Here is a 12,894-nt window from a genome sequence, read left to right on the forward strand (position 1 = left end):
TCCCAAGCGCTACAGCCAGACTCAAGATGGGTTTGCCGAGCGCTTACTATTGACTGCCTTGAACTTGCTGCCGTCAATGGCCACCAGTGCTTGCGAGAACAGCTTCAGCTCACGGCACAGCATCACGAAACGGCGGCACACGCTGCGAATGCCAGTGCCGTTGTCACAGCGGAAGTCAGCTGTGGCGCCAAACGTCCCGTGAGCCACATCAATTCTACGTTGCGCTGACATTCACGTTCCAGCCGGCGGCTCGACTGGACCCGATTCAGGTAGCCGTAGATATAGATCTTCAGCAGCACGCCCGGATGATAGGACGGACGACCAGTAATCGGCATCGCGCCATCGAAGCCCATTGATGCAAGGTCAAGCTCTTCAACAACGCCTCGATGATTCTGACCGGATTGTCCTCAGCGACGAAGTCATCTAGGCACTCCGGAAGCAACGTCACCTGCTTGCGATCTTCACCTTCAATGAATCGCTTCATCCGATCACCCATGCTGAATGAGTTAATCCAGTTTAGGTGATCAGCGTGTTTTCACACAAGCTCGACCCTTATCAGCCGTCCGGTCGGCGGAACTCGGGTGGCAGTTCCGACCCGATACCGGTCATCCATCGACTCGTGAGCTGACAGCGGCGCGCCCTCGCGACGATCCACCGAACCGCTCCTACTTACGCGTGGTATAGAAGCAAACATCAAGGTGCGACAGAAGTACAACCCAGATGGTTCGCGATGCAGCTGTGGATGATGGGACGCTCTTGACAGACCGAACCCTTCGGATGGCGATGGAAGCGCGCCGTTAGCGGATTTGCGCGCGCGGCACACGCGCGCCCCGAGCTTCAGGTAAGCACGACCCGCAAGAATATACGCAGTCGCGCCGACCTCGCAGGAATCGAGCGCGGCTTGCAACGCGAGTTATCCAGATCGAAGGTGCCCCGGCGCAATTCACCATGCTCACCAAATCTAAGCGACGCCCGGCACGTCTCATGAGCGATATCGCTCAATGATCTCGAACAGTCGCTGACACGATGTAGCGAGGTGCTGTTCAGGAGCGGTAGCCACCCCGAGCAAAAGGCCAGGTAAAGTCCAGGAAGGATTCGCGAACCACACGGACAATGGCGATGGCGCCATGCCAACGGTCATCGCTTCACGAACGATCCGCACGTCTGGTGCGCCGTCGGGAAGTCGGAGAAGTACTGCCAGGCCGGCGTTGACCCACTCCGCGTTGCGCATCCGCAACTGCTCGCATAGTGCGTCACGCTGGGCGGAATATAGACGCTTGAGCCGACGCACGCGCCGGATGTAGTGGCCGTCACGCATAAATTGAGCCGTGGCGAGTTGAATTACTGGTGATGGTGCGGGAGCAAGTGTTGCGGCAACCTCGGAGAATGCGTTGGCGAGTTCGGTCGGCGCCACGACGAATCCAAGCCGCAGGGCGGGGCTAACAGTTTTGCTGAAAGAACCGATGTGGATGACCCGTTTGCCCTCGCCCAGTGACGCCATGGCGGGTGCCGCCCTACCTTGCAGTTGTAGCTCGCCAAGGTAGTCATCTTCAATGATCCAGGCGCCGCTCGAAGCCGCCCACTCAAGCAGCTGAAGACGTCGCCTCAACGACAGGGTCGAGCCCAAGGGGGCCTGTTGACCGGGTGTCAAGACGGCTAACGCAGCGTCCGCGGCCTTCTCGATACCATAGTCTACGTTGAGACCGTCTGCATCTACCGGTATTGGCACGATATTCAAGCGAGCGAGCTCCAACCCTTTCCGCGTGACCATGAAACCGGGCTCTTCCATCCAGACTTTCTTTCCATCCAAACCTAACACCCGCAGTGCCAGGCCTAAGCCGGAGCTGTATCCCGAAGTGACAAACACCTGCTCAGGGTGGCAGTGGAAGTTTCTGGCAATGGAGAGATTGCCCGCGATTTCCCTGCGCAGTTCGAATTCCCCTCTTGGATCCGGATAGAGCAGGGACGATAAACATCCCGTTTTCAGTAGATTGGAAGAGCGCGCCCGTGAAAAAAGCTTCTCCGGTAGCCCCTCAAACGCCGGAATACCCAGCTGAAAGATCGCCGGTCCAGCGTTCATCTCCTCATAAGCCCGCATAAACGCTCCGAGCCGCGGCGCTTTGGGTAGCGTTGCCGCCACGCGGAGCCGCGGGGCCACGCGGGTGCCCCCTGCCCCGAATGTTTCGATCATCTGCGCGTCGGACAACCGTTCATATGCCGCTTGAACCGTTCCGCGCGCCACGCCGAGTTGCGCGGCCAGGTCCTGCCACGAAGGCAGTCGGGTGCCAGGAGCGAGCACACCTGACTCTATGGCCCTACTGATGCTCTCACGAATTTGTTCTGCCAAGGAAAGCTTCGCTGTCCGGTCCAGCTGAATCTGCAAGTCCGAATCCATGTTCTTAGTACACACAAAAGTGGGTGATCTTGGTTCTTCTGTTCGTACCATCGATGGTACAGAATAATCACACCATCATTCATATCAATGTAAGGCCAACGCGGAGATAGCTGGTCATGATCACTCGTCCGATTCTGTCTGCGTTTTGCGCAAAAGCCGATGCATGTGGAAGGTACGCGGCAGGACCCGCCAATCTGATCCTGAACAGGCGCTTGACGCCGCCATTGCCTCTGTGAAGCGGCGGGAGAAAGAGGAGTGAATATCCTGCATATCGATTGCAGCCCGCGACCGGAGTCGCACAGTCGACAGTTGTCGGCGGCGGTCGTCGAAAGGCTTCTCACGATCGCCCCCGACGCGCATATTCGCCGCCGGGATCTGGGAGATGAACCGATACCTCATCCCGGGGCCGCCTATGCCACCGCGCTCTCGACGCCCGCGTCGCTGGCCGCAGCAGGGCGGTCCGCCGACGCGGTATTTCTGGCCGAGCAGCTCATACAAGAGGTCGAGCGTTCCGATGTCATCGTCATCGGAGCACCGATGAACAACTTCACGGTGCCGTCTGTCCTGAAGGCGTGGATCGATCAGATCCTCCGTGTCGGTCGCACGATGAAGTCCACACCGGCTGGGAAGGTCGGATTGCTTCGGGACCGTCCAGTATTCGTCGGGATCGCTTCGGGTGGTGTATTCACGGGCGATCGAGCCAATCAACCGGATTTCCTTACGCCCTATCTGACCGCTGTACTCGGCTGCATCGGCCTCAATACAGTCCATTACCTGCCGTTGCAGGCCACAGCTTTCATCGATGATGCTCGCGCGGCCGAACTTCGCCGCTCGCTCATCACCACGATCGAACCGGCGATGGCAAGCCTCGTGCGCTGCCCCGTTTGAGCAGACGAAAATCAGTAATTTAATAGGATGAATATTATGACAAGGATTACTACCTGAAAACTGTTCGCGATGCCGGCTACACGGATGCGTGTTCGATCCCGAGAAGGACTTCCCCGCTGTTGCGCCTGCTGGCTCGATCTGACGGTGTATCCACCATTTCCAGATGCCCCCTGGAGGTTGATACGAGCATGTTACCAAAGCCCGGATGCCAACAATTCTTGGGAGCCCATTCGTGCTTACCGATAAGGTTTCAATGATGAGCGATGCCCGGCCATGCAAAACCAACGTTCGCCCTTACACATCTCAATCGTGGAGAAGCTGTCGTCGACGACAATCAGCATACGCTGGAGCGATCCCTGTCTGGGTCATTACGCGAATCAGATCTGGGGTATTGGTCTCGCGCGCGCGGATGCTATTTGTGCGCTGTCCGGTAAGCCGATACGCCACGGGGATTCGATATTTCGTCCGCGCGTATATCAATCGCAAGTGCCCATCAATCGCCATCGGATGATTCTAGCTTCCGCAGTGTCTGGCTATCTCCAGATACCATCACGTTAAAAGGTACTAAAGTATGAGCACGTCACGAAAGGTTGTCGTCGTTACCGGCGCGTCTCGCGGGATTGGCGCTGCGATCGTTCGGGCATTTCGCGAGCTCGACTATGCCGTCGTTGCAACGTCACGTTCGATCAGGCCGTCGGACGACACGAACGTCCTGACGGTGCCCGGTGATATCGGTGATCGGGCCGTCGCGCAGCGCGTCATTGCCGAACGCATCGCCCGATTTGGCCGGATCGACACTCTGGTGAACAACGCAGGCATTTACATCGGAAAGCCTTTCACCAAACACACCTCCGAAGACTACGCTGCTGTGATGGACGTGAATATGAGGGGCTTCTTTTACATCACGCAACTCGCCATTGCCGAAATGGAGAGGCATTCGAGTGGTCACGTGGTTAACGTGACCGCCAGCATCGCCGACACTGCTTACACCGGCGTGTATTCCGTACTGGCAGCGCTGACTAAGGGCGGTCTGAATGCCGCTACAAAGTCGCTCGCGATCGAATACGCGCGGAAGGGGATTCGCGTGAATGCTGTTGCGCCCGGAATCATCAAATCGCCGATGCACGCGCCGGAGACTCATGATGCACTCCGGGCGTTTAATCCGCTGGGACGCGTGGGGGAGATGAGCGATATCGCCGACGCGATTCTCTTTCTTGATTCCGCACCGTTTATCACAGGACAGATCCTGCGCGTCGACGGCGGGCAAAGTGCCGGCCGCTGAGATGCGCCGACGCTGATTGCGAAGCAGGAAGCAAGTGGCGCTCAATCATCCAATTTTCACGTGCAGGCTGGCGCAATAGCCCAATCACATTCCGATCTTTCCTGTGCTGAGGCCTAACGGAGTCCTATGTCCCAAGTCGACTGGCTGAGTCACCTGTTGCAAATGATCACCATCACCGGCCGGCTGGAGGTCCGTTGCACCTACGGTGCGCCATGGCGTGTGGCGTGGGCCGAGTCGGCAGCGAATGAGATCCCCTACCACGTCGTGCTCAAGGGACGGGCCGTCGTTGAGAATCCGGAGACAGGGACGGCTAGAGAGCTGGTCGGCGGCGACATCGTGCTAATGCCACACGGATCGGCGCACGTTCTGCACGACGGCAGCGGACGTGCCCCTGGGCTTACTTACGAACGCGAAGGTTCTGCTGGGTTGATGCTCAGCGAGAATGACGGCACGGGCGATCATCTGGACATGTTGTGCGGGCGATTTTTCATTGCGCCGCCACATGATCGGCTGATTCGCAATTACCTGCCTACAGATCTGGTGGTACGGACCATGAATGACGATGGTGAAAAAGGTATCGGGTCCGCTTCGAATCAGCTCGCCAGTTTCGTGGGGCTGATGCGCGAGGAGTCCACGGGCGAGAAGGTGGGCGGATACGCGATCCTCAACGCGCTCAGTTCGGCGCTGTTCACCCTCGTACTGCGCGAGGCGAGCGAATCCGAACAGGCCCCCGCAGGCTTGTTGGCGCTTGCAGGTCATCCACGACTGGCTCCGGCCATTTCAGCCATGTTCTCCGATCCCGCTAGATCCTGGAGTTTGCCTGATCTGGCAGGCTTGTGCAGCATGTCACGCGCCACCTTCATGCGGCACTTCCAGGACACGCTCGGGCGCTCGGCCATTGACTTGCTGACTGATATCCGCATCAGCCTGGCTGCAAACGAGCTGAAGAATTCGACGATGAGCACCGAGGCGGTCGCCGAATCGGTAGGGTACCAGTCCGTATCTTCATTCCGGCGCCTGTTCGCCGAGCGGATGGGAATGACGGCTGGTGAATGGCGCCGTCTGGCGCGCAAGTGCCAGTAAGTAGCCGCGAACCCTCGCTTCGCTTTCCGTGTGAAGCGTGGATGAGGCGTTAGAAGTGTCGGTGCGGATGGCCGCTCATTTGCGCGGGCGACCCTCGACGCGTTCGTCTATACCTGAACCTCGATCCCGATGAGACAACATGCCTCCGTTCCGTGTTTTGAAGTGGAGGATGAATCGTCTGCGTTCACTTGATCCTTTTGGACATTTTATTGAGCAAATGCAGGCGTGAAATTGCTTTCGCGTGAGCCTAAATTAGAGGCTCCTAACCACCTGATGAAGACCTCGCACCGAAAGCACTCGTGCACCACAACCCCTCTTCGCACCCATAGGAATCCCCATGAACAATGGAACCAACATGACCAACGCAGTCATCGAATGCATCCTGAGCCGGAGCGCCGCCAAGTATTACGATCCCGCTGCTACCTTGAGCGACGACCAGATCCGCGATCTGGTGCGGATCGGCACCAGTGCGCCGACATCCTTCCACTTGCAGAACTGGCGCTTCATCGCCGTACGCACGCCTGAAGCCAAGGCACGGCTGAGTCCGATCGCCTGGAACCAGCCCGCAGTCACCGATGCGGCTGTTACCTTCATCGTCTGCGGCCAGCTGGTCGATACGAGCGTCATACCGGAGCGCCTGGCCCCACTGGTGAAAGCTGGCGTCATGCCGGCCGCGATGGTGCCGGAATGGGAAAACCCCGCGCGCGATCTGTACATGGCGTATCCGCAGCGCCGGCGCGACGAAGCCGTCCGCACCGCTACCTTTGGCGCAGCGGCGATGATCTATGCAGCCCGCTCACTGGGCCTGGGTTCGACGCCGATGATCGGTTTCGATGCCGAAGCGGTGCACCGCGAGTTCGGGCTGGCCGCGGACGAAGTGCCCGTCCTGCTGTTGTCCGTCGGAACGGAGCGACCTGGAAACTGGGCACAGAAGCCACGCCGTCCCGTGGCCGATGTGTTAGCGCTCGTATAAATGCGTCGTCGCGGCGGCGATCGCATGGATCGACAAGCGGCCGCGAAAACGGGAGGCAAGAGCAAGTACCTTCTATTTGAAGACCTGACCAGCTTCGACCCGAGGTCAGGCAGGAAGTAAGCCGAGGGAATGGTTTTCACATGAACTTTCCCCAACCAGTAAACCCGTAACTTATAGAGACTATGATGACAAGGACTACTATCTTAAATCAGGACCAGGTACCGAACGATTCGAAGCCGACACTCGATGCGTTCACCAAGAATATCGGATTCACTCCGAATATGATGGCGGCCTTCGCGCAGAGCCCGATCGCGTTCAATGCGTGGGCGACCCTGCTCGGCTCCTTGAGCAAGGCACTTGACGTGAAGACGCGTGACAGCATCGGCCTGGCTGTCTCCGAAGTGAACGGGTGCAACTACTGCCTGACGGTTCACAGCTTTACGGCTGAGCACATGGCGAAGCTGCCGGCCGATGAAATCATTCTCGCCCGGAAGGGTCACGCAACCGATCCGAAACGGGACGCCGCCGTCCAGTTTGCGCGCAAAGTCATCGAAACCCGAGGCCGGGTCAGTGACGCCGATCTGAAAGCTGTTCGCGATGCCGGCTACACGGATGCAAACGTGATGGAGGTCGTCGCGCTGGTGGCCATGTACTCCCTGACGAACTTCTTCAATAACGTGTTCGATCCCGAGAAGGACTTTCCCGCTGTCGCACCGGCGGGCTCGATCTGAACTCTATTCACCCGATTGAGGCTGTCCGCGTTCGTCCGTGAGAAAGCCTCTAGGGCGAACAGTTCTGCCCTCCCGTGGATCATTGTTGTCCGTTTGCCTGGTGCCGACGGCCCCGCCACGGATCGATCCAGGAGCCGGCCTTGTCCCGTCCAGGGCTGGCACCGTCCGTTCACCCAGGAAAAAAATGACGCTTCATCATCCAATTTTCACCCGTTGGCCGGCGCAGTATCCTGATCGGCTCCAGCTCTTTTCCCTACCGACACCCAATGGAGTGAAGGTCGGCATCATGCTAGAGGAGACGGGCTTGGCCTACGAGGCGCACCGTATCGACATCATGGCGAACGAGAACCACGATCCGGCATTCCTCGCGCTCAACCCCAACGGCAAAATTCCGGCGATCTTCGATCCTCACGGTCCAGGCAGACGGCCACTTCCGTTGTTCGAATCGGGAGCGATCCTGATCTATCTCGCCGATAAGACGGGGCGGCTGCTCTCCACCGATCCCAACATTAGATACGAAACGATCCAGTGGCTGATGTGGCAGATGGGCGGTGTCGGGCCGATGTTCGGTCAGGTTGGCTTCTTCAACAAATTCGCCGGTAAAGCCTATGAGGACAAGCGCCCGCGCGACCGCTACGCAACCGAATCAGCACGGCTGCTCGGTGTCCTCGACGAGCGGCTCGGGGACCGCGACTGGGTGATGGGCGCTGACTACAGCATTGCCGATATCTCACTGCTTGGCTGGGTGCGCAACCTGATCGGCTTTTACGAAGCGCGCGAACTCGTCGGCTTCGACCGCTTCGCACATGTCCAGCGCTGGTACGACCGTGGTCTCGCGCGTCCGGCAGTGCAGCGCGGGTTAGAAGTGGCGGCGGCCTGAAGTAAGGCCGGCATAAAACACGGAAGGACAAAGACTAGCCGATACTCAGAGGGAGAGGTCCATGAAGATCCGAACTATCATCGCTGCCAGCTACGTGACACTCGCCATCGTGACGGCCTGCTCAGCTTCGGCCCACGACGGCGCAGGGCAAACCGTCTCGAAGAACTTCGATGAGGTTATTCCCAATGTTCCCGGCAAGTCGCTGATTGCTGTGGAAGTCGACTACGCGCCGGGCGCGGCCTCCCCGCCCCACACTCACGCGAAGTCGGCCTTCATCTACGCCTACGTGATCAAGGGTGCGATCGAGTCGAAGGTGAATGACGGTGAGACGCACATCTATCGGGCAGGCGAGAGTTGGTCCGAACCACCGGGCGCTATCCATTCGATCAGCCGCAACGCGAGCAAGACCGAGCCGGCAAAGCTGATCGCTGTGTTCGTCCTCGACACCAATGACAAAGCTCTGACCACGCCGATCAAATAACTAAGCCAATGATGTCGTTCTGGTGGCTACGTCAACAGGAAATGACATATGACTCATACGCCCCCACCAAATGGCAAAAAAGCTGTTTATCACGGCGTGCCGGCGGACGACGTTATGGGTATGCGCAGGCGATTTTTAGCACTCGCCTGAGTTCAACAGGATCAGATCCGGTTCCGCCTATTTGCCTTGATGGCGCGGCAGGGAAAGCATCGGCACCACTAGAAGCAGTCCACCCATGAAGACACAGAGGAAAGCAACGTGAAACAGTCCGCACAGATCGGCGATAGAATCGCCGACAAATCTTCGCAACCTGATGAGCGCACTGTCCGCGACTGGATGGGGCCGGAGGCGTTTGAACATTGGGTCGAACTACGCAACTGGATCGAGGCAACCTACCCCGGTGTTTTCGCGCCAGATTGGTTATATGGCGGCAAGAAACGCGGTTGGTCACTGCGCTACAAGAAGACCAAGGCCTTCTGCACTCTGCTTCCGGCATACGGGCTGTTTTCGGTTCTGGTAGTCTTGGGGCGAATTGAGCGAGAGAACTTTGAGGCGCGGCGTTATTTCTGGAGCCCACAGTTGGTCAAGCTCTACGATGAAGCCCGCGCATACCCTGACGGGAAATGGCTGACTGTCCCGATCTTATCTGCGGATGATCAGCATGAGGTGAAAGAGCTTATGAGTATGAAGCGCCCTACACTTTCACGCGGTTGATCGTCGCGGAAGTTCTAAAAGCCGCGACAAACTCTTCGGCCCCGATCGCACGGACGTTATAGTGAACAGATAATTAATGCGCTGAACCAGGCGGGAGTAGCGAAGTTCGGTGCGCGCGCACCTACCGATCTTGCCAGGTCGGGACGGAACCCATCCTGACGTTTAGTAAAGCGGACTGAGCCTGAGATCGGCGTGATCTTTTCAGCGCTCCACCGCTGCCGGGTTTGTCGCCCCCCAGATACGCATCTCGCAGACTGTCGAGCTCCAGCAGCGTTTGTGCATCGCCTTTTGCAACGATCCGGCCACTTTCGAGCACGTACCCGAATTTCGCATAGCGCAAAGCCATCGCGGCGTTCTGTTCCGCCAGCAGAAAGCTCACACCATCGTCCCGATTCAGCTTCGCCACCGTCTCGAAGATTTCTTCGACGACCTGCGGAGCAAGTCCCATTGAAGGCTCGTCGAGCAGGACCAGGGCGGGCCGCGCCATCAAGGCGCGGCCGATCGCGACCATCTGCTGTTCGCCGCCTGACGTATAACCCGCAAGTGCCTTGCGGCGCTCCCTGAGTCGCGGAAAGATCCCGTAGATGCGCTCGAGCTCCGCCTCGAGGTCAGCCCTTGCGGGCCGCCGTACAAAAGCGCCCAGCCGCAGATTCTCTTCCACCGACAAATGCGCAAAGCAACGCCGTCCCTCCAGCACCTGGACGAGCCCACGCCCGGCGAGCGTCCATGGATCCGCTTCGGTAATCGACTTGCCGCGATACGCAATGCGACCCGAGGTGAGTTCGCCACGTTCGGCGCGCAGCAGGCTCGAAACAGCCTTGAGCGTGGTCGTCTTGCCGGCCCCGTTGCCGCCCAGCAAGGCGACCACGGCGCCTGACGGCACGGTCAGTGAAACGCCGCGCAGTGCCGGTATGAGCTGGCTATACGTCACGGCAATGTCGTCAATCTGCAGGATCGGCGCGGTGCTCATGGTCAGATATCCTTGCTGCAATCGCGCGGCGTAATACCTTTCTCCTTGGCGTAGGCATTCGCTGACTTCTCGATGATCGGACGCAGCAGTGCGCGATCTGCCTGCACCCAGCCGCTGATGACCTTCCATTGCTGGCCGTCCCACTGCTGGAAGCGCACGGCACCGCCGCCTTCGTGATCCGAGCAGGACAGCTTCAACGGCTGAACCAGTCCATACGCACCCAACTGCTTCAGACGCGCGTCGTCGAGATTGAGATGCTCGAAACCCCAGCGCACCTGTTCGCCCGTCAGCGGCTTGTCGCCGAATTTGGCTTGCGCTACGCGCAACGCCTCGACATTCAGAATGCCGTTGACCACGCCCAGGTTGTAGTACACCGTGCCGAAACGCGCAGGATCTTTCAGGTCACCGTTGCCTGGCTTGATTACGTACTGGTTGATCGTCTGAATGACGGGGAAGTCGGTACCTGAAGGATGCGTCGTGATCGAAATGAAACCTTTCGCGGCTTCGCCCGCCGGGCGCGCATCTTCTTCCGAATTACTCCAGATGTTGCCGATGATGTGATTCGCAGGAAAGCCGACTTTCTGTGCGGATTTCAATGCGACCGGATTCATCACGCCCCAGCCACGCAGAATCACCCAGTCCGGATTGATCCGATGGATGGTGAGCCACTGCGAACCTTGCTCATTGCCCGGATGCGGTACTTCGATCTGCGTGAGCTCGAAACCGTACTTTTTGGAAAGGGCATCCAGCACAGGGATCGTTTCGCGACCATAAGGCGAGCCGTGGTAAAGCACCACGATCTTCTTGCCCTTGAGCTGATTCAGGCCGCCTGATTGCTGGCCGATGTAATTGACGATCGCGGAGACTTCGCTATAGGGGTTGAGTTGCAGCGGAAAGACATACGGGAACACCGCGCCGTCGGTGGAATCCGTGCGGCCGTGGTTGATCGTGATGAGTGGAATCTTGTCGGCGCTCGACCGGTCGAGCGTCGCATAGGCGATGCCGACCGAAAGCGGATTCGTCGCCGCCGCGGGGGCACCGTTCAGGCCGCTCTTGAGCCTTTCATAGCATTCGACGCCTTTTTCCACGACATATTCCGTTTCGCATTCGCTCCACGTCAGTTTGACGCCATTGACTCCGCCATCGCGCTTATTGATGAGGTTCATATAGTCGATGAAGCCGCCGAAGAAACCGCTGCCGCCCGCCGCATAGGGACCGACGCGATAGCTTTGCAGCGGGAAATATTCTTCGCCCGCGGCTCGCACATTGGGTACGAACGCAGCGGTGAGGGCGAGCATCAGGCCGGCGGTAGCCGCCACGCGCGAGACCGTTCCGCGCTTTTTGAAGGAGTCGATGAGCTTCATACTGGTCGGACCTTGAATGGAAAAGAGATGGTTTGAAAAACGATGAGAGAACGCGGCGTCATGCCCGCAGCGGCCAGTCGCGCAGACGGTTCCGCGCGGTCCGAACCAGTCTTGCGAGCCCGTCCGGCTCCTTGATGAGGAAAACGATGATCAGCGTGCCGAAGACGATCTTCTGCAGGTTCTGCAACTGGCCGGCTTCGATGCCGATGGTAGCGAGCGAACCGGCCGCATTCGAAAGAAGGATGGGCAGCAGGACGATGAACGCGGCCCCAAGGAAATTCCCGCGGATACTGCCCATGCCGCCGATGATGATGATGAACAGCACCTGGAACGACAGATTGAGATCGAAGCCGTGCGGCTCGACCGTGCCCAGATACGCGAACGCCCACAGCGCGCCTGCAATGCCGATGACGAACGAACTGAGCGCGAAGGCGAGGAGCTTGGTGCGGCCGATCGGAATTCCGATCACGCGTGCGGCCGTGTCCATGTCACGCACGGCCATCCAGCGTCGGCCGAGCTCGCTGCGCACGAGACTGGCTGCGAGAGCGAACAGCACCGTGGCGACCCCGAGCACGAGCAGGTAGCGCGTGGCGGGCGTGTCGATTTTCCAGCCGAACGCCGTGAGTCGCGGCGCGCTTAGCACGCCCGACGTATCGTCGTTGGAAAACCAGCTCACCCGCGTGAAGATCCATTCCACGAAGAACTGCGCGGCCAGGGTCGAGACGATTAGATAGAAGCCTTTGATGCGCAAACTCGGCAGGCCAAACAGCACGCCGGCAATAGCGGTGATCAGTCCGCCGAGAAACAGATCGACGGCCAGCGGCAACGCCGGCACGCGCACGACCAGGTTGTAGGTGGCATAGGCGCCGATCGACATGAACGCGGCGGACCCGAGAGACAGTTGTCCCGCGTAACCGGTCACGAGATTCAATCCGAGTCCCGCCAACGAGAGCACGAGGAACGGAATCAGAATCGCGTTGAGCCAATAGTCGTTGCCGAACGCCGGTACGACGACAAATGCGATCAGCGCGGCGCTTACCGCGAGTGCCGGTTTCAGCAGCGGCGAGCGCCCCGAGTACGCTTTGAACTTGCGCGGCGAGGCCAACACGGGATTAGACGATGACATAGCCGGC

Annotated in this window: 13 protein-coding genes and 1 pseudogene; 9 read left to right on the plus strand and 5 right to left on the minus strand. The window is 58.9% G+C overall.

From position 1 onward, the window contains the following. Positions 1–42 precede the first annotated feature (42 nt). Together C2L64_RS48905 and pdxR are read right to left on the minus strand one after the other, a co-directional pair. A pseudogene (locus tag C2L64_RS48905) lies at positions 43–484 on the minus strand (transposase); the annotation flags it as partial. A 498-nt stretch (positions 485–982) separates the two neighbouring features. Further along, the gene (pdxR, locus tag C2L64_RS48910) at positions 983–2,395 is read right to left on the minus strand and encodes a MocR-like pyridoxine biosynthesis transcription factor PdxR (RefSeq protein WP_090836815.1); all 1,413 of its coding nucleotides are present in this window, start codon (positions 2,393–2,395) and stop codon (positions 983–985) included. 255 nt (positions 2,396–2,650) lie between these two features. Here pdxR and C2L64_RS48915 point away from each other — a divergent pair, with 255 nt between their 5' ends. The 9 genes from C2L64_RS48915 to C2L64_RS48955 all read left to right on the plus strand — a co-directional run bounded on the left by C2L64_RS48915 (position 2,651) and on the right by C2L64_RS48955 (position 9,427). Then, positions 2,651–3,283: an FMN-dependent NADH-azoreductase gene (locus C2L64_RS48915; RefSeq protein WP_090836817.1), complete on the plus strand. Its 633-nt coding sequence runs from the start codon at positions 2,651–2,653 to the stop codon at positions 3,281–3,283. A 273-nt stretch (positions 3,284–3,556) separates the two neighbouring features. Then, the gene (locus tag C2L64_RS48920) at positions 3,557–3,841 is read left to right on the plus strand and encodes a DUF3331 domain-containing protein (protein WP_090836819.1); all 285 of its coding nucleotides are present in this window, start codon (positions 3,557–3,559) and stop codon (positions 3,839–3,841) included. Between the two features lie 13 nt (positions 3,842–3,854). Further along, on the plus strand, positions 3,855–4,565 hold the full coding sequence (locus tag C2L64_RS48925) for an SDR family NAD(P)-dependent oxidoreductase (protein WP_090836821.1): 711 nt from the start codon (positions 3,855–3,857) through the stop codon (positions 4,563–4,565). Between the two features lie 126 nt (positions 4,566–4,691). Beyond that, a complete protein-coding gene (locus C2L64_RS48930) occupies positions 4,692–5,648 on the plus strand; it encodes an AraC family transcriptional regulator (protein ID WP_090836823.1) in 957 nt (318 codons plus the stop codon). A gap of 337 nt (positions 5,649–5,985) precedes the next feature. After that, positions 5,986–6,621 (plus strand): nitroreductase family protein, encoded by a 636-nt coding sequence (locus C2L64_RS48935; protein WP_090836824.1) that lies wholly within the window; start codon positions 5,986–5,988, stop codon positions 6,619–6,621. Between the two features lie 185 nt (positions 6,622–6,806). Continuing rightward, positions 6,807–7,352 (plus strand): carboxymuconolactone decarboxylase family protein, encoded by a 546-nt coding sequence (locus tag C2L64_RS48940; RefSeq protein ID WP_090836897.1) that lies wholly within the window; start codon positions 6,807–6,809, stop codon positions 7,350–7,352. A gap of 184 nt (positions 7,353–7,536) precedes the next feature. Next, positions 7,537–8,232, plus strand: a complete 696-nt coding sequence (locus C2L64_RS48945) for a glutathione S-transferase N-terminal domain-containing protein (RefSeq protein WP_090836826.1) — start codon at positions 7,537–7,539, stop codon at positions 8,230–8,232. A 61-nt stretch (positions 8,233–8,293) separates the two neighbouring features. Next, positions 8,294–8,713, plus strand: a complete 420-nt coding sequence (locus C2L64_RS48950; protein ID WP_090836829.1) for a cupin domain-containing protein — start codon at positions 8,294–8,296, stop codon at positions 8,711–8,713. A 258-nt stretch (positions 8,714–8,971) separates the two neighbouring features. Further along, the gene (locus C2L64_RS48955; RefSeq protein ID WP_090836831.1) at positions 8,972–9,427 is read left to right on the plus strand and encodes a DUF3788 domain-containing protein; all 456 of its coding nucleotides are present in this window, start codon (positions 8,972–8,974) and stop codon (positions 9,425–9,427) included. A gap of 121 nt (positions 9,428–9,548) precedes the next feature. Here C2L64_RS48955 and C2L64_RS48960 read toward each other — a convergent pair whose 3' ends face one another. From C2L64_RS48960 to C2L64_RS48970, 3 genes are read right to left on the minus strand one after another with little or no spacing between them, the layout of a single operon-like run. Then, positions 9,549–10,397 (minus strand): ABC transporter ATP-binding protein, encoded by an 849-nt coding sequence (locus C2L64_RS48960; RefSeq protein ID WP_090836833.1) that lies wholly within the window; start codon positions 10,395–10,397, stop codon positions 9,549–9,551. Positions 10,398–10,399: 2 nt separating this feature from the next. Further along, a complete protein-coding gene (locus tag C2L64_RS48965) occupies positions 10,400–11,761 on the minus strand; it encodes an ABC transporter substrate-binding protein (RefSeq protein WP_090836835.1) in 1,362 nt (453 codons plus the stop codon). 58 nt (positions 11,762–11,819) lie between these two features. Beyond that, positions 11,820–12,887 carry a branched-chain amino acid ABC transporter permease gene (locus tag C2L64_RS48970; RefSeq protein ID WP_090836837.1) on the minus strand — a complete coding sequence of 356 codons (1,068 nt, stop codon included), beginning with the start codon at positions 12,885–12,887 and terminating at the stop codon, positions 11,820–11,822. Positions 12,888–12,894: the final 7 nt, after the last annotated feature.

Source organism: Paraburkholderia hospita, assembly GCF_002902965.1.
Lineage (GTDB): Bacteria > Pseudomonadota > Gammaproteobacteria > Burkholderiales > Burkholderiaceae > Paraburkholderia > Paraburkholderia hospita.